General features: G+C 71.6%; 20 protein-coding genes. 13 read left to right on the top strand and 7 right to left on the bottom strand.

Features of this window, described 5'->3' with window-relative positions; all coding sequences use genetic code 11:
* The first annotated feature begins 527 nt into the window (after positions 1 to 527).
* Both ACFYY6_RS19175 and ACFYY6_RS19170 read left to right on the top strand, forming a co-directional pair.
* Positions 528 to 1,976, top strand: a complete 1,449-nt coding sequence (locus ACFYY6_RS19175; RefSeq protein ID WP_389194310.1) for an MFS transporter — start codon at positions 528 to 530, stop codon at positions 1,974 to 1,976.
* Positions 1,973 to 2,377 carry a cupin gene (locus ACFYY6_RS19170; protein ID WP_389194307.1) on the top strand — a complete coding sequence of 135 codons (405 nt, stop codon included), beginning with the start codon at positions 1,973 to 1,975 and terminating at the stop codon, positions 2,375 to 2,377. The genes ACFYY6_RS19175 and ACFYY6_RS19170 overlap by 4 nt, the downstream gene beginning before the upstream one ends.
* A gap of 63 nt (positions 2,378 to 2,440) precedes the next feature.
* Here the strand turns inward: ACFYY6_RS19170 and ACFYY6_RS19165 are convergent, their stop codons facing one another.
* Positions 2,441 to 3,430, bottom strand: a complete 990-nt coding sequence (locus ACFYY6_RS19165) for a helix-turn-helix domain-containing protein (protein WP_351517010.1) — start codon at positions 3,428 to 3,430, stop codon at positions 2,441 to 2,443.
* A gap of 172 nt (positions 3,431 to 3,602) precedes the next feature.
* Between ACFYY6_RS19165 and ACFYY6_RS19160 the strand changes: the two genes are divergently transcribed.
* Both ACFYY6_RS19160 and ACFYY6_RS19155 read left to right on the top strand, forming a co-directional pair.
* On the top strand, positions 3,603 to 3,995 hold the full coding sequence (locus ACFYY6_RS19160) for a hypothetical protein (protein WP_389194304.1): 393 nt from the start codon (positions 3,603 to 3,605) through the stop codon (positions 3,993 to 3,995).
* A 273-nt stretch (positions 3,996 to 4,268) separates the two neighbouring features.
* Complete coding sequence (locus ACFYY6_RS19155; protein ID WP_351517008.1) at positions 4,269 to 4,406, top strand: hypothetical protein; 138 nt, start codon at positions 4,269 to 4,271, stop codon at positions 4,404 to 4,406.
* A 258-nt stretch (positions 4,407 to 4,664) separates the two neighbouring features.
* Here the strand turns inward: ACFYY6_RS19155 and ACFYY6_RS19150 are convergent, their stop codons facing one another.
* Positions 4,665 to 8,105, bottom strand: coding sequence for a S8 family serine peptidase (locus ACFYY6_RS19150; protein ID WP_389194301.1), 3,441 nt, complete (start codon positions 8,103 to 8,105; stop codon positions 4,665 to 4,667).
* A 234-nt stretch (positions 8,106 to 8,339) separates the two neighbouring features.
* Between ACFYY6_RS19150 and ACFYY6_RS19145 the strand changes: the two genes are divergently transcribed.
* Together ACFYY6_RS19145 and ACFYY6_RS19140 are read left to right on the top strand one after the other, a co-directional pair.
* Positions 8,340 to 8,891, top strand: coding sequence for a SigE family RNA polymerase sigma factor (locus ACFYY6_RS19145; RefSeq protein ID WP_360108349.1), 552 nt, complete (start codon positions 8,340 to 8,342; stop codon positions 8,889 to 8,891).
* Positions 8,888 to 9,697, top strand: a complete 810-nt coding sequence (locus tag ACFYY6_RS19140; protein WP_351517002.1) for a hypothetical protein — start codon at positions 8,888 to 8,890, stop codon at positions 9,695 to 9,697. The genes ACFYY6_RS19145 and ACFYY6_RS19140 overlap by 4 nt, the downstream gene beginning before the upstream one ends.
* 145 nt (positions 9,698 to 9,842) lie before the next feature.
* On the opposite strand, the gene ACFYY6_RS19135 is transcribed toward ACFYY6_RS19140, so the two are convergent.
* Positions 9,843 to 10,403, bottom strand: coding sequence for a hypothetical protein (locus ACFYY6_RS19135; RefSeq protein ID WP_351624446.1), 561 nt, complete (start codon positions 10,401 to 10,403; stop codon positions 9,843 to 9,845).
* 83 nt (positions 10,404 to 10,486) lie between these two features.
* Between ACFYY6_RS19135 and ACFYY6_RS19130 the strand changes: the two genes are divergently transcribed.
* Entirely contained in the window at positions 10,487 to 11,128 is a 642-nt protein-coding gene (locus ACFYY6_RS19130) for a nucleotidyltransferase domain-containing protein (RefSeq protein ID WP_389194298.1), read from the top strand.
* Positions 11,129 to 11,980: 852 nt separating this feature from the next.
* The gene (locus ACFYY6_RS19125) at positions 11,981 to 12,610 is read left to right on the top strand and encodes a LysE family translocator (protein WP_389194295.1); all 630 of its coding nucleotides are present in this window, start codon (positions 11,981 to 11,983) and stop codon (positions 12,608 to 12,610) included.
* A gap of 134 nt (positions 12,611 to 12,744) precedes the next feature.
* Here ACFYY6_RS19125 and ACFYY6_RS19120 read toward each other — a convergent pair whose 3' ends face one another.
* The gene (locus ACFYY6_RS19120; protein WP_389194292.1) at positions 12,745 to 13,737 is read right to left on the bottom strand and encodes a LacI family DNA-binding transcriptional regulator; all 993 of its coding nucleotides are present in this window, start codon (positions 13,735 to 13,737) and stop codon (positions 12,745 to 12,747) included.
* A gap of 126 nt (positions 13,738 to 13,863) precedes the next feature.
* Between ACFYY6_RS19120 and ACFYY6_RS19115 the strand changes: the two genes are divergently transcribed.
* Positions 13,864 to 15,741 (top strand): amidohydrolase, encoded by a 1,878-nt coding sequence (locus ACFYY6_RS19115; RefSeq protein WP_389194289.1) that lies wholly within the window; start codon positions 13,864 to 13,866, stop codon positions 15,739 to 15,741.
* A 184-nt stretch (positions 15,742 to 15,925) separates the two neighbouring features.
* Here ACFYY6_RS19115 and ACFYY6_RS19110 read toward each other — a convergent pair whose 3' ends face one another.
* The 3 genes from ACFYY6_RS19110 to ACFYY6_RS19100 all read right to left on the bottom strand — a co-directional run bounded on the left by ACFYY6_RS19110 (position 15,926) and on the right by ACFYY6_RS19100 (position 18,100).
* Complete coding sequence (locus ACFYY6_RS19110; protein WP_351516996.1) at positions 15,926 to 16,582, bottom strand: HAD family hydrolase; 657 nt, start codon at positions 16,580 to 16,582, stop codon at positions 15,926 to 15,928.
* Positions 16,579 to 16,986: a hypothetical protein gene (locus tag ACFYY6_RS19105; RefSeq protein ID WP_389194286.1), complete on the bottom strand. Its 408-nt coding sequence runs from the start codon at positions 16,984 to 16,986 to the stop codon at positions 16,579 to 16,581. The genes ACFYY6_RS19110 and ACFYY6_RS19105 overlap by 4 nt, the downstream gene beginning before the upstream one ends.
* 352 nt (positions 16,987 to 17,338) lie before the next feature.
* On the bottom strand, positions 17,339 to 18,100 hold the full coding sequence (locus ACFYY6_RS19100) for a DeoR/GlpR family DNA-binding transcription regulator (RefSeq protein WP_351516993.1): 762 nt from the start codon (positions 18,098 to 18,100) through the stop codon (positions 17,339 to 17,341).
* Positions 18,101 to 18,509: 409 nt separating this feature from the next.
* On the opposite strand from ACFYY6_RS19100, the gene ACFYY6_RS19095 reads away from it, so the two are divergent.
* The 4 genes from ACFYY6_RS19095 to ACFYY6_RS19080 are packed head-to-tail and all read left to right on the top strand — an operon-like array spanning position 18,510 to position 24,152.
* Positions 18,510 to 20,042 carry an amino acid permease gene (locus tag ACFYY6_RS19095; RefSeq protein ID WP_351516992.1) on the top strand — a complete coding sequence of 511 codons (1,533 nt, stop codon included), beginning with the start codon at positions 18,510 to 18,512 and terminating at the stop codon, positions 20,040 to 20,042.
* Positions 20,039 to 21,472: an FGGY family carbohydrate kinase gene (locus ACFYY6_RS19090; protein ID WP_389194283.1), complete on the top strand. Its 1,434-nt coding sequence runs from the start codon at positions 20,039 to 20,041 to the stop codon at positions 21,470 to 21,472. The genes ACFYY6_RS19095 and ACFYY6_RS19090 overlap by 4 nt, the downstream gene beginning before the upstream one ends.
* Entirely contained in the window at positions 21,469 to 22,905 is a 1,437-nt protein-coding gene (locus ACFYY6_RS19085) for an NAD(P)/FAD-dependent oxidoreductase (RefSeq protein WP_389194280.1), read from the top strand. Before ACFYY6_RS19090 ends, ACFYY6_RS19085 begins: the two co-directional genes overlap by 4 nt.
* Positions 22,902 to 24,152: an FAD-dependent oxidoreductase gene (locus ACFYY6_RS19080; protein WP_351516987.1), complete on the top strand. Its 1,251-nt coding sequence runs from the start codon at positions 22,902 to 22,904 to the stop codon at positions 24,150 to 24,152. Before ACFYY6_RS19085 ends, ACFYY6_RS19080 begins: the two co-directional genes overlap by 4 nt.
* Positions 24,153 to 24,168 lie beyond the last annotated feature (16 nt).

Below are 24,168 nucleotides of genomic sequence, written 5' to 3'. Positions count from 1 at the left end.
GGGCCGGGCCTGCGCGGGTCGGGCGGGTCCCGGCCGGGGTATTCCGTCGCCTGATGCCTGATGCCTGATGCCTGATGCCTGATGCCTGATGCCCGGTGTCGGGTGTGCCGGGCGTGCGGGCTCCGCCGGTCGCCGATTCGGCGGTGAGTATCGCCGATCCTTTCGGTCCGGCAGGCATGACATACCCCACACCTTAGGAAGTCCAATTTTCAACATGTTTGCCAGTAGCGTCTTTCATGTCCCATTTGCGGCCGGGTATATCGCCGGGTCGCTGTCGCACGATTTGCGGGCGACCGGGACGAAGCAGGCGGGCGGCGGCACCTTCGTCCCCGTTCCGGCCGGCAGCGCCCGCTGCCATTCCTGGGTCGCGGGCGTGTCGGCCTCGAAGTTCCTTACGCGGTCGGCGGGTCGTGGTCGATGGGTGTAGGAGTCCAGTCCCCCGCCGGGCGCGACGTGATCTGGTGCCGACCGCCGCGAACTGCCCTCCGGGGGTCGACAGGAGAAGCCTCTGACGCTATTTTCCTTACATGTATAAAAATCCGAGAGGGGGCCCAGGAGCAGTGCTCGCGGCAGCAGCCGTGGGTCAGTTCGTCGTCGCCCTGGACATGTCGGTGGTCAACGTCGCATTGCCCGCGATCCGCTCCGGGCTGGGATTCGCACCGCTCGACCTGTCGTGGGTCGTGCACGTGTACGCGCTCACGTTCGGCGGGTTTCTGCTGCTGGGGGGCCGCGCCTGCGACCTGTACGGCCGACGCCGCCTGTTCGTCCTGGGCCTGGCCGTCTTCGGGCTGTGCTCGCTGGCGGGCGGGCTGGCCCAGGAGCCCTGGCATCTGATCAGCGCCCGTGCCGGGCAGGGTCTGGGCGCCGCCGCGGCCGCGCCCGCCGGGCTGGCGATGCTCACCAACGCCTTCTCCGAGGGCCCCCGGCGCGTTCGCGCGCTCGGAGTGTGGAGCGCGGTGAACGCCGCGGGTGGCGCGCTCGGTGTACTGGCGGGCGGGCTGCTGACCCAGTACGCGGGTTGGCGCTGGGTCATGCTGATCAACCTGCCCATCGTGGCGGCGGCTCTCGCGCTGGTCTCCGTGGGTATGCCCGCCGGAACACAACAGGTTCGGCGCGAGCGGTTGGACGCATGGGGCGCCGTCCTGGCGACCGGCGGAGCAGGGCTGCTGGTGTTCGGTGTCGTCCGCACCGACACCCTGGGGTGGGGCTCCCCGTCCACGGTGGTGACCCTCGCTGCCGCGGCCGTGCTGCTGGCCGCCTTCGTCCTCGCCGAGACCCGGACCCCGGCACCGCTGTTGCGTCTCGGTCTGCTGCGCAGCCGGTGGGTCGCCGGTGCGAACGTGCTGGTGTTCCTGGCCGCCGCCGGACAGTTCACGGCCTTCTATTTCGTGTCCCTCTATATGCAGCAGGTCCTGAGCATGAGCGCCGCAGCCACCGGCGCCGCTTTCCTGCCCTTCTCCATCGGCCTGATCGCGGGCACCGTCGTCGCGACCCGCGTCACCGCGAGACGCACCCCCCGCGCACCCCTGGTGCCCGGTGCCCTGCTGGCCGCGACGGGCCTGGCCTGGTTCGCCCTCATCAGCCCTGACGGCAACTTCCTCACCGACGTGCTCGGCCCGTCCCTCGTCACCAGCATCGGGGCCGGACTGGTCCTGGCCCCGGTCGCTGCCGCCGCCACCAGCGGCGTCGCCCCGCGCGAGGCCGGCATGGCCTCCGGACTCATGAACAGCTCCCGCCAACTCGGCGGCTGCATCGGCTTGGCCGCCCTGGCCACCGTCGCCGCACACCGCACCGGTACGGCAACCGCCCCCGCGGCGCTCAACGACGGCTACGCGCTGGGCCTGGCCGTCGCCGCCGCCCTCTTCGTCCTCGCGGCGGTCGTGGCGATCGGCGTACTGCCCCGCCACCGCACCGAGACGTCCGACCCGCGCACCACCGCACCCGCAGAGAATCAGCTGGAAGGAACACCTTCATGACGACGACACCCATCTCATTCGTCGACCTGTTCGCCTCGGCGCTGCACATCCACCCCGACGGCGAAGTCCGAGCCGCCGAACGGCGGATGACGGGCAGCGACTCCGGCGCCTGGCAGATCGCGACGTTCCACGTGGAGACTGACGCCGACGTCCACGCCGACCACTGGGAGATGCACCCGCAGGCCGAGGAGGCGGTGTGCTGTCTGACCGGCGGCGTCCGCGTCCACTTCCGCCCCGACGGGCCCGACGGCATCGGGGACATGGCGCAGTTGCGGGCAGGCACCGCCGTGATCGTCCCCCGCGGCCGTTGGCACCGTCTGGAACTGGACGCCCCCAGCGACCTGATGTCGATCACCCTTCGCCACGGCACCCGCCTCGAAAAGCGCACCGACACCCGCTGAGCGGGGTGTGGCCCGGCGGCTCCGCCGTCGGGCCACCACACCACGACGGCGCTCGGACAGCCCTCAGCGCGCGGGCCGCTGCCGTCCGAGCAGTGTGTCGCCTTCCGCGCTGCGCCGGTAGCGGACGACATGCCGGTCGCGTTCACGCAGTACCAGGCCGGATCGGTGCAGCACTCCCAGATGGTACGAGACCGTGGCGGGGGCCAGGTTGTTCCGTGCCGCCAGTTCGCCGGTGGTGCGTGCGGCGTCCAGGTCGTTCAGAAGGGCGGCCCGGCTCTGTCCGAGCAGCCGCCCCATCGCAGGGGTGCGGGGGCGGTCGAGCACGGAGCCCAGGCCGGCCGCAGGGTAGAGCAGGACGAAGTCGCCGGTGGTTTCCAACTGCACGCCGATGTCCGAGCCGTGCGCGGTCGGCGTCAGCACCAACTCCTTGTCGGTCAGCTGGATCGTCTCCTCGTACGCTCCTTTGCGTACGTCGAGCCGACAGCCCGACCAACCGGCGTGCGGATGCAGCGTGTCGAGGAGATGCCCGATCCCGTGTCCGGCCATCTCGCGGGAACGCGCGGCGATGTCCGCCTCCAGGACGGTGCGCATCCCGGTCCACTCGTCGGCGACGACGTCCTTCCAGAACTGCCGCATGCCGTTGGCGACCCGTCGGCCGAACTCTCCCGCATCGAGCGCCGACCGCAGGGACGCGGGCATCCGGCCGTTGCCGAAACGTACCGTGGCGACCTGGTGGACGGCGGCCTCCTGAGGCGTCGCGTCCATCATGGCCAACTGCTCGGCGAACGTATGCCCCGCAGGCCCGAAGGACGGCTTCGGCGTGAGCAGGTCCGGCATGTAGGTGAGCCCGCCCGCCCCGTCGGGCTGGCACTGTGCGATGAGGGCGACGTCGGGGTTGCGCAGCGCCCACCGTGCCGCGGCCCCCGGATCACCGAGGAGCGGATGACGGCGCCCGGCCGCCGTGAGCCGCAGCCACATCACCACTTCGTACGCGGGAGACGGCGAGAGCCGGACCCTGCTCAGACTTCCCGCGTCGAGAAGCACAGAGATCACACCTTCGGAGCGTAGGTGCGCCCGCCTCATTCGAAGCGGTTCGAATCACTAACAGGCTTGCTTTGAACGGTAGTTGTCTTGATGCAAGGCGCCCGTGAACGGCGGGCGCACGGACCGTCCGGCCGAGACCACTCGTGCCGTCCGACGAAGCAGGGGGAATTCAGTGAAGCGCTTGCAGCAACTCTCCGTGGTCCTGGCAGGCGGTGTCGCGGCACTGGCCACCACAGTGATCCCCGCGCACGCCTCCGACCAGTGGCATCAGATCCCCGGCCGCACGGGCCTGCCGTACCACCAGGCGACCGGCTACATGTACGACAGGGACAATCGGGTCGAGGGATGGGGTCGCGTCGACTGGAACGGAACCACGGTCGAGGTCCACGCCGGAGCCAAGCTCCTGGCAGGCAGTCAGGGGGAGTGCGCCGTCACGGTCATCTACTACGACGTCCAGATCAACGGCACCTGGAAGTCGGACACCCGCTCTCCCGCCGACGTGAGGTTCCGAACCTGCGTCGGCGACAAGGCCGGAGGGGTCAACACCCTCCTCTGCTCTCCGTGGTCCTGGTAGCGGACCGGCAGGCCGGCCGGGTCGGGCAGATCTGATCACGGTGTCGACGCCGACATCGAAGATCCCTTCCGGCCGGTACGAGGATCCGCACGTCCCCGGAGTCAGGGGCCACCACGTCGGCTGTTCGGTACCGCGCCCATCCACCGGGGGCGCGGTGCCGCGGAGCCGGGAGCAGAACCGCCGAAACCCGCCCTGCGCCTGCCACGCCATCGATCCCGTAGCCTGACCGGAACGGCACGGCAGCGTGACCACCGATAGGAGGGGAGCACCACGATGGACCCCCTGCTCGCATGTATCGGCTCTGTCGTGAAGGCGGTCGGCTCGCTGGCCCGGAACCTGCTCGTCCTCTTCGGCCGGCCCGTCGGTGCGAAGAAGGCCGACGAGCGGGACGGGATCAAGGCCGGTTCCTGACCCGGTCCCGTACCAGGCCCCAACGCGTCCGCGGGAGCCCGCCCCGGCATGGTCCGGTGCGGGCTCCCGGGCGTCCGCCGCCCTCGGCCTCGGACGAGGTCACGCACGGCCGCCCCGCGCTGCTCGGGCAGCCCGAGCGGACGAGCAGCACGTCGCCGGACGGTTCGCGGTTCCCGGGAAGCCGCCCCGGCGGCATCAGGTGCCCGCCGGGGCGGCTCGGGGAGCGGAAGGAACGCGGTCCGGGGCGTTCCGCCGCGGTCAGGGGGCCAGACGGTAGGCGCGCAGGACGGTCTGTTCCACGGTGCCGCCGTCGGCGTCCCGCGCCTTGGCCCTCAGGGAGACGAAGGAACCGGAGCCCGGGGTGATGGTGACGCGATGACCGGTGGCGCCGTCCGAGGTGACCGGGGCGTCCTGCCACGTCACGCCGTCGTCGAAGGAGACCTGCACGGTGAGGCGCTCGGTCCTGGGCGCCGCGGCGCCGGCCTGCCGTTCCACCCGCGCGGTCAGCGTGTGCTTGACGCGGGCGGTCCGGTTGCCGGCGTCGACGGGGGCGATGAAACGTACGACGTCCAGCGGCAGTGCCTCGGTGCGCACCGCACCGCCGGGGCCGGGTGCGACCGCAGCGGAGCGGAAGGTCCACACCGTCTTCACCGTCGTCGACAGTGACGCCCACGGCTCCTTGCGGGTGGCGCGGGCGGTCAGCCGGTAGGTGGCCGCGTCCCGGGGGACGGCGAAGGTGGCCCTGGGGGAATTGCTGGAGCCGAGCCTCTGTCCGTCCTTCGTCAGGGTGATGTCCACGGTGTCCTCCAGCCAGTCGGGCATCGGGCCGCCGTAGTGCCCGGGGGCCGCGTCGCTGAACAGCTGCGGTTCCGCGCCGATGGTGCCGTCACTGGCGCGGCCGATCGACGGCGCGCCGTTCTTGACGGGAGCCAGGCCCGGGCCGATGACGGCGGCGTTCCACCGGTCGACGCAGGTGCTGCCGGCGGTGCACGAGACGGTGCCGACCTGTGTGACGGGCAGTGGCAGGTACTCGCCGCCCTCGCCGACCTGCTGGCTGAAGTACGTCTCGCGCTGCTGGCCGCGCACGGTCATGTACTCGGTGCGTACCGCGGGCAGCGCGAAGTCCGGTTCGACGATGCTCATCCCGCCCAGACCGGATTCGGTGGGCCAGCTGGACGTGCTGCCGGCGGTACCGGGACCCTGCGCGTAGTAGTCGTTCCTGACGGCGGCCAGATCCTCGCGGGCGAGGCGGAACGCCGGGTCGGGGAGCGAGCCCGTGGTGAGCAGCAGCAGGTCGTAACGGTCGGGCAGACGTCCCTTCGGGGCCTGCGCGCCGTGCTGGATGCTGCGGACGGAGAAGCCGAGCGTGCCGCCGGAAACCCGTTCGCCCGGTATGACGTAGAGCCGTCCGGGCCTGCCGAGCAGGGCGCTCTGGTCCGCGCACGTGCTGTCCCCGGGGAGGCGGTAGCAGTATCCGGCCGACAGCGAGTAGGGCTGTGCGCCGGGGTCCGGGACGGCGACGGTGATCGGCTTGCCCTGCCGGGCGTCCACCGTGAACGCGGCGTCGCCGCGTACGTCCAGCTCGGGCTGGAGGAACAAGGTCGACGTCGGTGCGGCTTCCCCGGCTCCCGGGGTGACCAGGGTGCCGCCGAGGTTGTAGCGGCCCTCCGGCACGCGGGCGGTGACCGTGCCGCCGTCGAAGGTGAGGCCGAACGTCCGGCCGTCGGCGAGGTTCGTCAACCGTACGGAGGAGAAGCCCTGTTCGCGTGAGCCCGGGCCGAGGGGCGCGCCGTCGCGGTCGACGGCCTTCACCGTGACCTGGCGGTGGACGGCCTCCTTGGTGACCGCGAAGGCCGGTCCGGTCACGACGGTGCCGCTCCCGGCGGTCGCGGTCAGCCGCCCGCTGAAGGAGGTCCCGGCCGCCGCGGCGCCCGGGTCGATGGTGACCGTGGTCCGGGCGGTGCCCCCGGCAGGCACGGTCAGAACGGCCGGCGACACGGTGAACAGACCCTTGGGCCCCGGCTCGCCGGCCCGGCCGGTGGTGCCGGCGGACACCGTGAGGGAGACCTCCGCCGTGCCGGTGTTGTGGTACGTGACGGTTCGGGTGACCGGTTCGGTGGCCTCGGGGTCGGTGAAGTACACGCCGGTGTCCTCGGCCGCGGCGAACACGCTCTGGGCGGTGGCCCGCGCCACGTCCAGGCGTCCGGCACCCTGCTCGTACGCGCCCTGCCCGGCGATCGGCTTCGCCGAGGAGGTCAGTGCGGCCTTGAGCTGCGGTCCCTTCCAGTCCGGGTGGGCCTGGGCGAGCAGCGCGGCGGCGCCGGCGACGTGCGGCGCGGCCATCGAGGTGCCCGACAGGGCGGTGTAGTGGTCGTTGACCGGGTTGTCGCCGTCGGTGCCTGCCGCGCGGGCCGCCACGATGCCGATGCCCGGCGCCGTCAGATCGGGCTTGACCGCGTGATCGCCCAGGCGCGGTCCCTGGCTCGACAGGTCGGCGAGCGCGTCGTCGCGGTCGACGGCGCCCACGGTCAGCGCGGCGTCGGCCGTACCGGGCGTGCCGACCGTGCCGGGGCGTCCGCGGTTGCCGGCCGCCGCGACGAACAGCGTGCCGTGGTCGGCGGAGAGTTTGTCGACGGCCTGCGAGAGGGGGTCGGTCCCGTCGGTGGCGGCGCCGGACAGGCTGATGTTGACGATGGGCGCCCGCGCCGCGGCCCACTCCATGCCCTGGAGGACCCACGATTCCTGCCCGCCGCCGTTGTCGTCCAGCACCTTGCCGACCAGCAGTTCGGCGTCGGGGGCCATGCCCCGGTAGCGGCCGTCGGACGCGGCGCCGTCCCCGGCGACCGTGGAGGCCACGTGCGTGCCGTGACCGTCACCGTCGCCGACCGCGCCGCCGACGGCACCGTCGCCCCGCGTGAAGTCCGCCGACTCGGCGATCGAGCCGGAGAAGTCGGGGTGCGTCGAGTCGATGCCGGTGTCCAGCACCGCGACCTTCACGCCCTTTCCGGTCCAGCCGGACTTCCACGCCTGCACCGCACCGACCTGGGCCGTGCTGCGATCCAGGGCGGCGCCGACCTTGCCGTCGAGCCACACCTTGGCCACGCCCGGGGCGAGGGCGGCCGCCGACCGGCGCTTCCACGCGGCGGGTCCCCACTGCTCCCAGAGCTGCGACACCCGCTTCTTGTCGGCCCGCAGCGCGGTGCCGTGCACGCTCGCCAGGGCGCGTACGGCCGCTGCCCCGGCCGGTGGCCGCGGAGCCGCCTTCCCGGCGACCGCCTCGTCGTACATGACGATCAGCGGCAACCGGGGGCTGTGGGCGTCGTCGTACCCCTGGGCCACGAGTCCCGTGATGTCGAACAGCCGCGGGTCCAGGAACCCGGCGCGCAGCGGCGCCACCGCGTCCTGCGGCACCAGCGACACCGAACCCCCGGCGCCCCGCTGGGTGAACGTCATCTCCTCGCGCCCGGGGCCGGGCCGTACGGCGACCACGGACACCGTGCCGTCGGCGCCGACCCGGGCGGTGACCTCGTCGCCCGTGATGAGCGTCGTCCTCACCACGGAGCCCGCCCCGGAGCCCGCCCCGGACGCCGCGGCCGTGCGCGGCGGGGCCGCCCCGGCGGGCGGCACGGCCGCCGTACCGATCAGCAGTGCGCCCAGCACGACGGCGGTCGGCGGGCCTGCTGTACGTATGCCTCGCATACGTGTCCTCTCGATCGCGCGGCCCCGCGGGAGCGTCCGCCCGCATCGCACGGATGGACGCTCCGGACGCGGGCGCCGCCTTCTCCCATGTCTCGACAGGAACGACGGAGCGGACGGAGCGTGGGGATGTCACGGATCGTCAGAAAAAATAATCCGGAGAGATCTCACGGCCCGTGACATCCCCGGGCCCGGTCCGCTCCGTCGAAGGGGACAGAGACGAACGGAGGGCACGCATTGCGTACCGGTGACCTGGAGGAATTCCGCGGCTTCGCCCAGGAGCAGCTGGTGCACCTGCGCCGCACCGCTTACCTGATGTGCGGTGACTGGCACCACGCCGAGGACATCACGCAGACAGCACTGGCGAAGCTGTACTCGGTGTGGGGACGGCGGCGCCAGATACGGAACCTGGAGGCGTACGCCCATCGCGTACTGACCCGGTCCTGCGTCGACCACATGCGGCGGCGCTGGCGTCGCGAACAGCCCTCCTGCGTACTGCCCGACCGCGCCGAGCCCTGCGCGGACCCGGCGCTGGGACTTCAGGTACGCGCCGCACTGGCCGTCCTGCCGCCGCGGCAGCGGGCGGTGGTGGTGCTGCGTTACTGGGCCGATCTGGACATCGCCGCGACCGCCGCGGCGATGGGCTGCTCCGTCGGCACGGTCAAGAGCCACACCGCGCGGGCGCTGGACCGCCTGCGTTCCCTCCTGGGGGACGACGCGGACGCCGACACGTTCGGGGTGTTCGCCCCTCCAGCCGATTCCATCCGAAGGAAGGCCGCACTGCGATGAACAACCACGATGTCAAGACCCTTCTGGAGGCCGGGCTCCGTGACGAGCCGCCACTGCGGACCAGCGTGGACGCGGTGGTCGCGGCCGGACGGCGCGGCCGTGCCCGCCGCCGCGGAGCACTGGCCGGGGCCGGTCTGACCGCAGGGGCGGCCGTGGCCGCCCTGGCCCTGGTCACGCCCGGCGCGGACCCGGGCACGACCCCGTCGGCCGCCGACCCGCTCGTCGGCCCGCTGGTGCCCGCCGCGGCCGACAGCGCGGCGCCGCAGACCGTGCGGCCCGACTCCTTCGGGTCGGGAACCGAGCACACGACCCGGTGGAGCAGCGAGCGGCTCGCCGGCACCCTGGTCAAGCTGCTCCCGCCGGGGAAGGCGACCGTCCAGGAGGGAGACTTCCCCGGCCGGACCTACCGTGTGCGGTGGGACAGTGGCACCGGCCCGGTGGAGTTCGTCGGCGGAGCGGAATACACGGCCAAGGCCCCGCAGGTGCCGCTCTGCGCGAGCATCACGATGCCGAAGGTGGCACCGCGGCCCGGCGCACCGGCTCCGCGCGACACCGCCCCGGCGAGCGACTGCCAGGTGGTCCGACTCGCCGACGGCGCACGGGCGGAGACCGTGACGCTGCGGTTGCCCGGGGACGGGCGGCAGTCCTGGTACGTCCGGGTGCTCCGCAAGGACGGCCGGACGGTGACCCTTCAGCAGTGGGCCGGCCGGACGGACACGAAGGACGCGAGCGGCACGCGGTCCCAGCCGCGGCCGGACACCGCCGCGATGCTGAGGATCGCGAACGATCCCGCCTGGAAGTTCTGACCCGCGGCGGTCCCCGCCCCGGCCGCCCGACGCGGACCGGGGCCGGGCGGGACTCGCGGCCGGTGTCCGCTCATCACTCCGGGCACGGCCACCTCCGCGTCCCGGCCCGCCTACGGCCATCGGCCCGGCCTCGCAGGCGGGGCCGCTACCCCGGGAACGGGGCGACCGCCCGCCCGCCGGCCAGCGCGTCGAGCCGTCCGGCCGCGTCGTCGTCGAGGAAGAAGAGCGTCATGGCCTGGCCGTTGGGCCGGACGTGGAAGCGCCGGCCCCCGTGTTCCAGTTCGTCCATGAGGTAGCCGACCACCATCAGGTCGGCCCAGTCGTCCCTGACCTCGATGGGCCAGTTGACCCGCCGGTCGCCGGACGTGTACTCGATCCACGCCTCCTTTGCGCCGAGGTCGACATGGTCCCGCAGGTCGGACAGGGCGTCCGGCCGGCCGGCCATCCGGCACAGCTGCCGGGCGATCGCCACGTACGAGCCCCGGCCGCGCACGCACTCGGTGTCGAAGTGCCACGCCCGGTCGCAGAACCACCGCCCCCACGGTTCGGCCTCGACCTCGCAGCCCAGTGCGAACAGCACCAGGTCGAACGGCTTGCGCTCGTACTCCTCCCGCGGCCACGAGTACAGCAACTCGTCCACGGTCCGGTCGGCCGCGAGCGGCAGCCCCAGTTCCGCCAGTCTGTCCAGCTGTTCTTCAAGACGCATGGCCGGGATCGTAACCGCCCCCTCGGACAACGCCCCCAACGCCGGGGGACCGGCTGCGCACCCGTGCTCAGTATGTTGGTCCCATGACTGATTCCGTACCGCCCGGCGGCGTTGCTCCTGATGCGGACGAACTGGATGCCCGGTGGGCGGATGCCTGGCGGCCGGAGCAGGTCGCGGAGCGGTTGGGCGGGATGGGTACGCCTTGGTGCGTCGTGGCGGGGTGGGCGTTGGATCTGTTCCGCGGAGAGCAGTCCCGGCCCCATGGCGATCTGGAGATCGCGGTGCCCGAGGCGGGGTTCGCGGAGGTTCGGGACCGCTTCCCCGAGTACGTGTTCGACGCGGTGGGCTCGGGACGGGTCTGGGCGGGAGCAGGCGCCGAGGCGCTCGCGGCCACGCACCAGACCTGGCTTCGGGATCCGGAGAGCGGTCAGTTCCTGCTCGATGTCTTCCGCGAGCCGCACGAGGGCGGCACGTGGATCTGCCGGCGGGACGAGAGCCTGCGGCTGCCGTACGACGCGATCACCGAGTGGTCCGCGGACGGCATCCCCTACCTGGTACCGGAGCTGGTGCTGTTGTTCAAGGCGAAGCAGGCACGGCCCAAGGACCATGAGGACTTCGACGGGGTCCTGCCGCTGTTGAGCCGGGCGCGGCGCGACGCTCTCGGCGGGTGGCTGACGCGCGTGCATCCCGGACATCCCTGGCTGGCGGAACTGGCGAGGCGGTGACGCGTGACCGGAGCGCGGTTCGCCGCGAAGCCACCGCCCTCGTCGCCGACATCGACGAACGAGGGTGAACGACCGCGCCGTCGGCAGGTGAGCCGTCTTCAGGCGAAGTGTTCCGCTGCCGGCCAAAACCGTCGCGGCTCCGAGGACATGGGCGACCGGATCGTCGGATGCAGCCGACGACCTCGCCGCCGAGGCACGCGAACGCGGCCGGCGGGTGGCCCACCTGCCCGGCGCACACCTCCACCAGATCATCGATCCCGCCGGCACGGCCCGGCACCTCGTCGAACTCGCCGCTACGCCCTGACGCACCGTCGACGCGCGGTCCAAGGGCTGTCCCGTCATGACTGACGGGCGCCCGGACGAGGGCCGCGGCACCTCGCGACGTCGTCGGGACGCCCGCATGCGTCTCGTACACGGGCGTCTCTCCGTCTTGCGGTGCACCACGTCCGGCGCCGCGCGCCGATCCGTCACGGAGCACGGGACGGCTCTCAGGCCGTTTCCGACGATCGATCCTGTGGCGGGTCGGGGTGCGTCGACGGTTGCGGTGCGGGAACGGGTGGCGCTGCCTCCACCGGGTGCTCCGGGCCGGGGATCGCCGCCGCGGCGTGCCGCAGGTCGAGTGTCGCCACGGCGCCGTGCGGGGCGGCGTTCGCGAGGGTGAGCCGTGCGCTCGGACGCTCCCGGCCCGCGCCGGCACGGGCCCGCCGTGTCGCGTCGACCCCCGTGGCCCTCCTGAACCGGTCGTGCAACGGCACGGTGTTGTCACAGTGCGATGTCCGATTTCCGCCAGCTCGAGCGGCGGCGGTTTTGAAAGCTCGGTGCGTGAATCCTTCAACCGGCCTGATATCAGTGGTGAGCGCGGACATGCTCGTCGCGCTCGTCGTCTTCCTGTTCCCGCTTGCGTACAGTCCGGGCCCCGGAAATGCGTTCTTCGCGGCGATCGGAGCGTCGCAGGGGCTGCGCGCCGCCGTTCCGGCGCTCGCCGGGTACCACGTCGCGACGTTCGCTGTGACCACGTTGATCGGGATCGGGATGGGGGTCACCGTCCTTGAGCATCCCGTGCTCGCGAAGGTGTTGAGCGCGGTCGGGAGCCTCTACGTGCTGTGGTTGGCGGTGGCGTTCATTCGTGCTGCCCGGGCGAAGGGAGGGGAGGCGGCGGATGCCGCACCTGCCGGGAAGCAGCGGATCGGGTTCTGGGCCGGTGCGATCGTCCTGCTGCTGAACCCCAAGGCGTACTACATCATCGCGGTGATGTTCGCGCAGTTCCTCACGCCGTCCGCCAACGAGGACGTCACCGCGGTGCTGGTGATCACGGCCGTCTTCACCGTGAACAACCTCGTCGCCTTCATGGTCTGGGCACTCGGCGGCCGAGTGCTCACCACCCTGTTCCGCAGTGAGCGATCGAAGAGATGGATCGATTACCTGTTCGCTTCGACTTTGATCGGAGTTGCCGTCTGGATGGCGGCACCGCTGGTCACTTGATCGGGAACACATGCCTCACCGCAGCGTGCGACCGCCCGGTCCGCCGGTCGGCCGGACGGGGATCGCGCGGATGCGGGCCCGTCCGCCCGGGGCCCGGAGCTCTCTCCGTGATCAACGACCGGCAGGGACGTGTGTCAACCTCCCGGCCGGGTGCGGCTGGACCGGACCCGGCGGCGAGAGGAGTGGCGGGGGTGGAGGACCGCCGGGACCGTCAGGGCACCGAGGGGTGGCGGGGCGACGGGAGACAGGCGGGAGACCAGGGCCGTCACCGCGGTCTCGGCGATCGTCGCGGGGCGCAGGGTCACGGTGCTCACCGGTGGATCGCTCTCGGCGTAGGCCTGGTCCTCGCTGGCGCAGACGAGGAGGAGGTCGTCGGGGATCCGCAGGCCGTGGCGAGCCGCTGCGGCCAGGACCTGGCGACCGCCGGGGTCGTAGACCGTGTAGACCGCGTCGCAGGCGCGGGCGGCGAAGACGGCGTCGAAGCCGTGGCCCGTGGTGTCGGACGGGTCGAAGGTGAGGACCAGCGGAGTCCGGGCGTTTTCGTGGCACCACTGCTGGTAGGAGCGGGTCACGGTCCGGGTGTAGTGCTCGTCGCCGTATCCGGCGTGCAGGGCGATCCGTCGGGCGCCCGAGGCGGTCAGGTGGCCGAGGACCTCGCGGGTGGTGGCGACGTGGTCGTTGTCGACCCAGATGTCCCCGGGCCTCGGATCGACGGGTCGGCCGTCGAAGACGAGCGGGATGCCCCGGGCGCGCAGCGCACGCAGTACCGGGTCGTCCGTGGGGCTGTCGAGGAGCAGCATGCCGTCCACGGTGAGGGTGTGCCAGGGCGTCTCGGCCCCGCAGGTGGCGGGGAGGATGGTCAGGGCGTAGCCGTGGGCGTGCGCGGTGGCCGTGGCAACAGTGAGGAGTTGGGCGAAGTACGGGACATCGAGGAAGTTCCAGGCCGATCCGGCATAGGTGGTGACGGCCACGCCCAGGGTTTTCCCGGCCCGTGGGGCTCGCTGTGCGCCGTAGCCGAGCGCGATGGCCACCTCGCGGACCCGGCGGCGCGTGGAGTCGGCGAGCCGGCCTGTTCCGTTGAGAGCGTGCGAGACGGTGGCGGTGGAGACCTCTGCGGCGCGTGCCACATCTGCGAGAGTAGGCCCTGACATGGCGTCATCCTACGGATTCAGTCGTTCCGAACGGGTTCTGGTTACGGCGTTAATCAAAGAGGGTCCGGCCACAGCGAATGCAGCCCGACCCTTGGAGTGGCCATGACTTCTTCTCTCGCCCGGCGGACCGTGCTCGCCGCGGGTGCGGCCGGACTGGTGGGTGCGGCGGCCGGCCCCGCGGCCGCCGCACAGCGGAGCGCCGCCGCCCTGATCGTCCACAACGCACAGGTGTTCACCGGACTTCCCGGTGCCCGCCGCGTCGAGGCCGTGGCCGTCGGGCACGACGGCCGGATTCTCGCCACCGGCCGGGGCCGCGACCTGCGCCGCCTCGCCGGACGTGGCACCGAGATCGTCGACGCGCGCGGGGCGACCGTGATGAGCGGCATCCACGACGGCCATGTGCATCCGCTCTCCGCGGGCGACCGCTCACTGCGCCCCTCCCTGGAGGGCGCCGAGACGACCGTCGAGGAACTCCTGGCGATCCTCACCGGTTTTCTCCAGGACACGCCGGGCCAGGAACCCGAGGGCTGGCTGGTGGTCTCGGACTGGAACCCGATCGGTCTGCTGCCGCACGGCACCCTTCCTCACCACTCGCTGCTCGACGCCCTTCCCACGCGCCGCCCGGTCGCGCTCATCGGCGGCGACGGCCACAACATCTGGGTCAACGCCCGTGCCCTGGAGATCGCCGGTATCACGGCGGCGACCCCCGATCCTGTGGGCGGAAAGATCGTGAAGGGGCCGGACGGGCAGCCCAGCGGAGTACTCAAGGACGACGCCCAGCCGCTGGTGACCCGTCACATTCCGGAGCCCGGCAAGGCCGAACTGGTCGCCGCCTGCGCCCGGGTCCTCGCCCAGGCAGCGGCTTGCGGCGTGACAACCATGATGGACGCGCTGGTCGGGCAGAACGAGCTGGCGCTCTATCGGGCTCTGGCGGACGCGGGGTCGTTGCCGCAGCGGATCGTCCCCGCGATCAGGATCGACGCGGACCTGGTGAAGGATCCGAAAGCCGCCCTTGCCCATGCGCGCGGGCTGCGGCACTCCTTCCGTGACGTACCCGGGCTGCGGTTCGGGACGATCAAGGTGTTCCTCGACGGGGTGATCGAGTACCCGGCGCAGACGGCGGCGCTGTTGGCACCCTATCTGGACGGTTCCGGACACCCGACCGACAACCGCGGTGAGCTGTACGCCACCGGAGAGGAATACGGGCGGCTGACCGAGGTCTTCAACCGGGCCGGCTGGCAGATGCACGCTCATGGGCTCGGCGATCGCGCGGTGCGTACGGCGCTCGACGGGTACGCGTACGCCCGGCGCACGACCGGGCTGCGTGGTGCCCGGAACACCGTCGCTCACCTCCAACTGGTGGACCCGGCGGATCTGAGGCGGTTCGCCGCACTGGACGTGGTGGCCTGCATGCAGCTCCAGTGGGCCGCACAGGACACGTGGACGATGGAGGCACTGCTGCCGTACATCGGGCCCGAGCGGCACCGATGGATGTACCCCGCCCGCTCCCTGGAGCGGCACGGGGCCCGGCTCTCGGGCGGTTCGGACTGGCCGGTGGACCCGCTCCAGGTGTGGAACCAGATCCGTACGGCGATCGACCGCACAGGCGCGGAGGGGGAGGGGCCGCTCTACCGGGAGCTGGAGGGGCTGAGCCGTACGTCGACGCTGCGGATGCACACGCACGGCACGGCATGGCAGCTGCGCATGGACCGGCTCACGGGAACCGTCCGTCCCGGGCTGGCGGCGGATCTGATCGTGCTCGACCGCGATGTGACGAAATGCCCTGTGGCCGACATCAGCGACACCCGTGTCGAGCTGACCCTGGTGGGCGGCAGGGTCGTCCACGATGCGCACTCGTCGGCGGGACGGGCCGCGGCCGCGCGACTCGACCGGGCCACCGCCGCACCGCGCCCGTCGGCGCGCGCGGCGGTGCACGGCGGACGGCACCGGGCCTGCGGCCATGGCGACGACCGGCCGTAGCGGTCCGACCCCGCGTCCCTGACCGGACGTGCCGGTGGGGCGGTGCCCCTTGCGTACCGCCCCACCGGATGACCTGGGCGTTTCGGACCGCGGCCCCGGTCGCCGCGGAGTCCGGTGACCGGCTGCGCCACGCCTGGGTGCTCGTCCGTCGTGGAAGGGGACCCCCGGGGCAGCTCGTGCCGCCTCAGCGCCAGCGCTCGTGACGGATGTCCGCGGAGGCGTCGGCGAGCTTCGCGATCGAGCGACGGGCGGCGTTGACGGTGACGGTCCGGCGGGCGACACGGGCGAGCGGGAGGTCGCTGGCCGAGTCGGTGTACAGGACCGCTTCCTCGGGGGCGAACCCCAGCGCTCGTACGGCATCGACCTTTGCTTCGCCCACGTTGTGCGCGACGAGTCGAGGCCCTCGTGGGGTGAAGTCGAGCCGGGAGGCGGCCAAGGGGATGCCGTGCAAGCCGACCCCGTCCAGAAACGCACGCGCGAGGTTCTCCTCCGAGGCTGTCGCCACGACTGTCGGACCCTCGGCGAGGGCGCATCGGCACCTTGTCACGGCCTGCCGGACCGCTGTCCGGGCCGCCATGGTCCGGCCCGTCGTGGCGGCCAGTTCCTCGTACTGGCCGCGGGTCATTCCGCGCAGCGCCAAGGCTACGATCGCCCGGTTCATCGCGGGCCTCAGCGCGCCGTCCGGTGGTGCGGCCGAGGCGATCAAGAACGGTGGGATCGCGGCGGCGAACCGGGTAGGACGAGCTGCCAGACGGGCTCTGACCAGTGACGACAATGTGTCGTCGCTGGTCAGGACGCCGTCGAGGTCGAAGATCGAGGTGATGTTCTCGGTCGGGTTCACTGTGGGAGGGTGTCGGCTTTCGTCTCGACAAGAGGGTCTGCGGCAGCGAGCACGCCCACCTCGGCGACCGTCGCAACGGGCAGGACATCGCGGAAGCCGTCGCCGTGGACAGCGCTCATCGGGTCGAAGCCGGCATCGATGCGGCCGAAGAACTCGCGCGCCCGCGCCGCTGCGTCGGCACTTTCGGCGGTTCCGTCGGCGGTTCCGTCGGCGGATCCGGCCGTCGTGCCGGCGGCGAAGACCTGGTTCCCGACGCGGACGGCCCTGGAGCACCCGAGCACGGGCTCGCGGGAGGCCCCCGAGAGATGTTCCCGCGCCGGGACATGGGGCCCCTCGGTTCCGGTGGAGAGCTGGAGCCGTCCCTCACTCCGGCACGGGGCGGCTGCAGTGGTTCGTCCGCTCATGGAAGGCCGATTGCGGCGTCTCGATCTTGTCATGACGCGTCGCCGCCCCGATGCCCGAACATGTGGAAAGTTGACTGTTTCTGTCTGTGATTGTGAACGCGGTGGCAGGAGGGAGTCAAGAGGGTCAAGAGGGCGTCCGGGCGGGGGCGTCGGTGGATTCATCTGCACGACCGCGGCGGAACGGCTGGATTCCTCGCGCTGCTCCTCGGGTGGGTGCGTCCCCCGGCCGCGCCGGAGGCGAGGTGTCTGCCGACGCTGGGGCATATGCCGACGCTGAAGGAAGCGGTCGGCTGCCCTGTCCTCGGGCCGCGACGGTTCTTCGGGCCACGACGGTCCGTCGGGCCACGACTCCTCAGGCCACGACGATGTTGTCGCCCGCCGCGTCGAGGGCGTCGCTCAGGTCGTCCGGGCAGGGAGTGTCGGTGATGAGGGTGTCGAAGCCGTCGAGTTCGCAGACGCGGTGGGCGGCCGTGCGTCCGAACTTGCTGGAATCGGCGAGTACGTAGCGGTGGGACGCGTTGGCGAGCATGGCGCGCTTCGTCGCGACTTCATCGAGGTGGAAGTCGGTCAGGCCGTAGGAGGCGATGCCTCCGGAGCCCAGGAAGACCGCGTCCGCGCGCAGGTTGTCGAAGAACTCGACAGTCTGGGCGTTGGAGCAGGCCAGGTCGCCTCCGCGCAGCCGCCCGCCGCTGACCAGGACCTCGACGCGCGGGCGGGAGCTGACTTCGGCGGCCACGAGCAGGGACGGGGTGGCGATGACGCCGACGTGGTCGGCGGGCAGGGCGCGGGCCACCTCCAGAGCCGTGGTGCCGACATCGATGACGACCGTCTGGTTGGGTTCGATCAGGGCCGCTGCGGCTCGGCCGATGGCCTGCTTCTCGGCGAGGAAGGCGCCCCTGCGTTCGTTGAAGGATGCCTCCTCCCCGACGGGGGACTGGACGGCGGTAGCCCCTCCGTGGACGCGTGCCAGCTCGCCGCGGCGCTCGAGGAGGGCGAGGTCCCTGCGGATCGTCTCGTGGGAGACGCTCAGCAGGCTGGTCAGGTCGTCCGTCGTGATGAATCTGAGCCGGGCGATCTCGGCGACGATCCTGCGGTGACGCTCGGCTGCTAGCACGTCCGACCCTCTCTGATTGACTGTTTCTGTGGAACCCTGACTGCATTCTAGGGCGCGTGTGATGTCCGGAACGCATCGCCGACGAACTCAAAATTCGGTTTTCTCTGCAGCTCAGGGCGGTTTCTGCTAAGTGATCAGCGGCGGCTCCCCGGGTCGGGAACGTGAACCCTTGACGGCAAACGGGCAAGGGTCCACACTCTCAGCAGTCATTAGTCCACACAAACGGTCACGTGCGACTGTTGACAGGCATCGAGGTGGCGCGGACCGCGCGCCCTTGCAGCCGTCCCCGCGGACGGACTCCAGCGCATCCCTGTGGGGCGCGCGCCTTGATACCGACCCCATCCGGTTCTTCCATCACCCACTGGCTTCCGCGGCGACGGCGGGGCACTCTGAAGCAGGGAACGAGGTCATGGCCAAAACAGAAGCAGGTGCTCAGGCGCCAAGAACGGCTGAGGTGCAGCAGGGCGAGCCGAACCAGGTGATGGCGCGGGAGCTGGGCTGGTACGCCTCGTTCTCCGTGGCGTTCGGGTTCGTGTCGATCGCGACAGGGATCTTCACGGCCTATGGCTCGGTGCTCGCCACCTCCGGCCCGCGCGGCATCTGGGCCTGGCCGATCTCCGTGGTCGGCCAGCTCTGCATCGCCCTCGTCTTCGGAGCGCTGGCGGCGCGCATCCCGATCAGCGGCTACTCCTACCAGTGGGTGTCGCGGATCGTCGGGCCCGTGTGGGGCTGGATCATGGGCTGGATCTCGTTCGCCTTCCTCGGGGTCGTCGTGGTCGCCGTGGACTACACGATCGCCTCCACGATCCTCCCGGAGCTGTTCCAGTACATCGGCACGACGCAGAACGCCTGGGTCATCACGGCCGGCGTGGTGCTGCTGCAGGCCATGCTGGTCGCCGCGTCCACGCGTATCACGCACAAGGTCAACAGCGCGGCGGTGACGGCGCAGCTCATCGGCATGATCGCGCTGACTGTGCTGCTGTTCGCGGTGGGCTACTTCACCGGCAAGCTCGACTTCGCCACCCTGTTCGACACCGGGACGATTCCGGAGAGCGGCTACTACGGTCTGGGCGACGCAACCCATGCCGGCCCCTTCGCCATGGCGTTCCTGCTCGGCGCGTTCACCATCGTCGGATTCGAGTCCGCGGCGAACCTGGCCGAGGAGACCAAGAACCCCGCCCGCGTCATCCCCAAGGCGATGGTCCAGGCCGTCCTCTCCCTGGGCGTCCTCGGCTTCCTCTTCCTGGTCGCAGTGACCGCCGCCGTCGGCCAGGTCGACGGCGCCGCCGAGTCGGCCACCCCGGTGGCCACCGTGATCACCGCCGTGCTCGGGTCCGTGGTGGGTAAGGCCCTCCTGGTCCTCGTCGTGGTCTCGATCTTCTCCTGCGGGCTGGTGATCACCCTCAGCGGAACCCGCCTCGTCTACGCGATGTCCAGGGACGAGCGCTTCCCCGGATGGCGCCTGCTCAAGCGCATCCACCCCCGGACGGCGACGCCGCTGAACGCCACCGTGTTCATGATGCTCATCGCGCAGATCGTCCTCGCGGTCTTCTCCCGCTCCACCGACGCCCTGTTCCAGCTCTTCTCCGCCGCCACCCTGCTGCCCGCCGTCATCTACGCCGGCACGGTCGCGATGTACGCGGCCAAGCGCTCCTCCCTGCCGCCGTCGCGCGGCTTCTCCCTGGGGCGGTGGGAGGTCCCGGTCCTGCTTCTGGCCGCGGTCTGGCTGGTGTACGAGCTGCTCATCTTCCGGGACGCCTCTTTCCGCGGCCCCTGGGCCTACGTCCTGGTGCTGTGCGGGATCGGCGCCGTCTACCTGGTGGCGCTCATCGCCCGGCGCGGACGCGCAGCCCTGACGATGCCGGACATGGCCGACGTCGACCGCGCCCTGGACAGCGTCGGCGCACCCTCCGCGGCCGACACGGAAGGGGCCCTGCGATGACCGCGATCCTCGCCATCGACCAGGGCACCTCGGGCACCAAAGCCATCGTCGTCGACGCCGAGGACGGAACGGTCGCCATAGCCGAGGAGACCATCCGCCCCGCCTACCTGCCCGGGGGAGGCGTCGAACAGAATCCGTACGAACTGCTCGACTCCGTCCTCACCGCCGGCCGCCGGGCCGTGAGCATGGCCGGCCGGCCCATCGACGGCGTGGCCCTGGCCAACCAGGGAGAGACCGTCCTGGCCTGGGACGAGGCCACGGGAACGCCGCTGTCCCCGGCGATCGTCTGGCAGGACAGCCGTGCGGAGAGCATCTGCGCCGAGCTGGCCGAGCACCGCGAGGACATCGCGCGGCGCACCGGTCTCGTGCTCGACCCCTATTTCTCCGCGCCCAAGATGGCGTGGCTGCGCCGCAACCTCACCCGTGACGGGGTGGTGACCACCACCGACACCTGGCTCGTGCACCACCTGACGGGCGAGTTCGTCACCGACGCCTCCACCGCCAGCCGTTCGCTGATCTTCGACCTGGACGGCGCGGCGTGGGACGGGCATCTCGCCGATCTGTTCTCCCTCGGCGACGAGCGGCTGCCGCGGATCGTCGGCAGCGACGAGGTGGTCGGCACCACGCGCGCCTTCGGGCAGGAGACGCCGGTGGCCGGCCTGATCGTCGACCAGCAGGCCGCCCTGGTCGCCGAGGCATGCCTGGAGCAGGGCACGGCCAAGTGCACCTACGGCACGGGCGCGTTCCTGCTGGCGAACACGGGACCGGTCCCCGTGCGCTCCAGCGCGGGCCTGACGACGTCGGTCGCCTGGCAGGCCGCGGGGCGGACCCGCTACTGCCTGGACGGTCAGGTCTACACCGTGGCCTCGGCCGTGCGCTGGCTGCAGGACCTCGGTCTTCTCCAGTCCGCCACCGAGCTCGACGCGCTGGTGGCGGAGGACAGCGAGGGCGTCCTGTGCGTCCCGGCGTTCGCCGGACTCGCCGCTCCATGGTGGGCTTCCGAGGCCACGGCCTCCCTCACCGGTCTGACGCTGGCCACCCGCCGCGAGCACCTCGTCCTGGCCGTGCTCCAGGGCATAGCCGCCCAGGTCACCGAGCTGACGGCCCTCGTCGGCCGCGACCTCGGCCGGCCCCTGGACCGGCTGCGCGCCGACGGCGGACTGACCAACTCCGCCGCCCTCATGCAGGCCCAGGCCGACATCGCCCAGCTCCCCGTCGACATCTACCCCAACGCGCACGCCACCCCCCTCGGCGCCGCCGCGCTCGCCCGCTGCGCGCTCGACCCCGCCGTCAGCCTCGAAGAGGCCGTCGGCGACTGGCAGCCGGCGGCCGTCTACGAACCCCGCTGGTCCGAGGACCGGGCCGAGGAGTTCCGCACCACATGGGCGCAGGCCGCCGCGGCCTGCGCCACCAAGGGAGACCACTCATGACCCCCACCCCCCACCGTTCTCACCCCGAAGTCTTCGACATCGTGGTGATCGGAGGAGGCATCGTCGGCTCGGCCATCGCACGCGAGCTGTCGGGCCACGATGTCTCCGTGGCGCTGCTCGAAGCCCGCGACGACGTCGGAGACGGAACCAGCAAGGCCAACACCGCCATCCTGCACACGGGCTTCGACGCCAAACCGGGCACGCTGGAGTCCCGGCTCGTGGCTCGCGGCTACCACCTGCTGAGCGATTACGCCAAGGCCACCGGAATCCCCGTCGAGCACACCGGCGCCGTGCTGGTGGCCTGGAACCAGGAAGAGCTCGACGCCCTGCCCGCCCTGAAGGAGAAGGCCGAGGCCAACGGATACGAGCACTGCCGCATCGTCGACGCGGACGAGGTGTACCAGGTCCTGCCGGATCTCGGCGAGGGGGTGCTCGGCGGCCTGACCGTTCCCGACGAGTCCATCATCTGCACCTGGACCACCAACCTCGCCCTGGCCACGGACGCCAGGCAACGCGGGGCGACGATCCTGCTCGAACATGCCGTGACCGGCATCGACGTCGGCGCCGACACGACGACGCTGCACACCGCCCAGGGCGATGTGCGAGCCCGCTGGGTCGTCAACGCGGCAGGTCTCGGCGCCGACACGATCGACCGGTTCTTCGGCCACGACCGCTTCACCGTCACCCCCCGCCGCGGCGAACTGTTCGTGTTCGACAAGCTGGCACGGCCCAAGGCCGGCAAGATCGTCCTGCCGGTGCCCTCCTCCCGCGGCAAGGGCGTGCTCATTTCCCCGACGATCTACGGCAACGTCATGCTCGGCCCCACCGCCGAGGACCTCACCGACCGCACCGACACCGCCACGTCCGAGGACGGCTACGACTTCCTCCTCGGCAAGGGCGCGCGGCTCATGCCGAGCCTGCTCGACGAGGAGGTCACCGCCAGCTACGCCGGACTGCGCGCCGCGATCGACCGCGACGACTACCTCATCGAAGCGACCCCCGAACAGCGATACCTCCTTGTGGGTGGCATCCGCTCCACCGGCCTGACGGCCGGCATCGCCATCGCCGAGCACGTCACCGGGCTCCTGACGGAAGCCGGACTCGGGCTCCGCGGCCGCAGCGACCTGCCTGCCCCGCCCCGGATGCCGAACATCGGCGAAGCCACCACACGCCCCTACCAGGACGCCGACCTCATCGCCGAGGACGCCGCCTACGGCACCATCGTCTGCTTCTGCGAACGGGTCACCGAGGGCGAGATCCGAGACGCCTGCCACGCCCCGGTGCCCGCGCGCAGTCTGGAAGGGCTGCGCCGACGCACCCGGGCCATGAACGGCCGCTGCCAGGGCTTCTTCTGCGGCGCGGCCGTCGCCGCCCTGCGCACCCGGCACCAGACCAACGACGGCTGCTGCAGCCAGCACAAGGACAACCGATGACCCACCAGCTGCCCCTCATCGAGCCCGATGTCCTCATCATCGGAGGCGGTCCCGCAGGGCTCACCGCCGCCGCCGAACTCGTCGACCGCGGTGCCGGGCGGGTCCTGGTCGTCGACCGGGAGAAGCAGGCCGGCGGCATTCCCCGGCACAGCGACCACACCGGATACGGTCTGCGAGACCTGCGTCGCGTGATGACCGGCCCCGCCTACGCCCGTCACCTGACCGACCGGGCCGCACGGTCCGGAGCGGAGATCCGCACCAGCACCATGGTCACCGGCTGGTCCGACCAGCGCACCGTCGACGTCACCAGCCCCGAGGGCCGCTACCAGATCCGTGCCCGGGCCATCGTCCTGGCGACCGGCGCCCGCGAACGGCCCCGCACCGCACGCCGCATCCCCGGAGACCGCCCCCACGGGGTCTACACCACCGGCCAACTCCAGAACCTCGTCCACCTCCACCACCAGCCCGTCGGCAAGCGGGCCGTCATCGTCGGTGGCGAACTGGTCAGCTGGTCCGCGGCCATGACCCTCCGTGAAGCCGGCTGCACCCCCGCGCTCATGATCAGCAAGTACCCGAAGGCGGAGTCCTACGGCGCCTTCAACGCCGCCGGCCGCACCGTTCTCCGCGTTCCGGTCGCCACCCGCTGCCGGGTCACCCGGGTCCTGGGCAAGGGCCGCTGCGAGGCCGTCGAGATCGAGCACCTCGACACGGGCAGACGCCGAACCGTCGAATGCGACACCGTCGTCTTCACCGGCGACTGGATCCCCGACCACGAACTCGTGCGTTCCGCGGGCATCACCCTCGACGAAAGCACCCTCGGCCCCCTCACGGACACCGCGCTGCGCACCAGCCGGCCCGGAGTCTTCGCCGTCGGCAACATGCTCCACCCCGTCGACACCGCCGACGTGGCCGCCCTCGACGGCAAGCACGTCGCCCAGCAGGTCATCGACCACCTGGACGGAAGGCGCGAGCCGACCGAGGGGGTCCGCCTGATCGCCGACGCCCCGTTCCGCTGGATCGCACCGCAGATCCTCCGCCCCGGCGATCCGGCTCCGGCCCGCGACCGGCTCCTGCTCTGGACGGACGAGTTCGTCCGCTTCCCCAAGGTGACGGTCCGTCAGGACGGCCGCGTCGTCACCCGCCGCACCCTCGCCTGGCCCGCGGCCCCCGGCCGGGTCTTCCGTATCCCGTCCTCGGTCCTCGACGGGATCTCGCACGCCGGAGGCCCCGTCCACATCACCATGTAGCCTCTCGCGCCACGCG

Source organism: Streptomyces sp. NPDC001750 (assembly GCF_042892615.1).
Classification (GTDB): Bacteria; Actinomycetota; Actinomycetes; order Streptomycetales; family Streptomycetaceae; genus Streptomyces.
The sequence above is the reverse complement of the archived record's forward strand: the minus strand, read 5'-3'. Positions and strand labels throughout refer to the sequence as shown.

Bases quoted from the DNA above. Each gene is read 5' to 3' on its own strand.
- ACFYY6_RS19175 (WP_389194310.1), top strand. From the start codon at position 528: ATGTATAAAAATCCGAGAGGGGGCCCAGGAGCAGTGCTCGCGGCAGCA.
- ACFYY6_RS19170 (WP_389194307.1), top strand. From the start codon at position 1,973: ATGACGACGACACCCATCTCATTCGTCGACCTGTTCGCCTCGGCGCTG.
- ACFYY6_RS19155 (WP_351517008.1), top strand. From the start codon at position 4,269: ATGGACCCCCTGCTCGCATGTATCGGCTCTGTCGTGAAGGCGGTCGGC.
- ACFYY6_RS19150 (WP_389194301.1), bottom strand. From the start codon at position 8,105: ATGCGAGGCATACGTACAGCAGGCCCGCCGACCGCCGTCGTGCTGGGC.
- ACFYY6_RS19140 (WP_351517002.1), top strand. From the start codon at position 8,888: ATGAACAACCACGATGTCAAGACCCTTCTGGAGGCCGGGCTCCGTGAC.
- ACFYY6_RS19135 (WP_351624446.1), bottom strand. From the start codon at position 10,403: ATGCGTCTTGAAGAACAGCTGGACAGACTGGCGGAACTGGGGCTGCCG.
- ACFYY6_RS19130 (WP_389194298.1), top strand. From the start codon at position 10,487: ATGACTGATTCCGTACCGCCCGGCGGCGTTGCTCCTGATGCGGACGAA.
- ACFYY6_RS19115 (WP_389194289.1), top strand. From the start codon at position 13,864: ATGACTTCTTCTCTCGCCCGGCGGACCGTGCTCGCCGCGGGTGCGGCC.
- ACFYY6_RS19105 (WP_389194286.1), bottom strand. From the start codon at position 16,986: ATGAGCGGACGAACCACTGCAGCCGCCCCGTGCCGGAGTGAGGGACGG.
- ACFYY6_RS19095 (WP_351516992.1), top strand. From the start codon at position 18,510: ATGGCCAAAACAGAAGCAGGTGCTCAGGCGCCAAGAACGGCTGAGGTG.
- ACFYY6_RS19090 (WP_389194283.1), top strand. From the start codon at position 20,039: ATGACCGCGATCCTCGCCATCGACCAGGGCACCTCGGGCACCAAAGCC.
- ACFYY6_RS19085 (WP_389194280.1), top strand. From the start codon at position 21,469: ATGACCCCCACCCCCCACCGTTCTCACCCCGAAGTCTTCGACATCGTG.
- ACFYY6_RS19080 (WP_351516987.1), top strand. From the start codon at position 22,902: ATGACCCACCAGCTGCCCCTCATCGAGCCCGATGTCCTCATCATCGGA.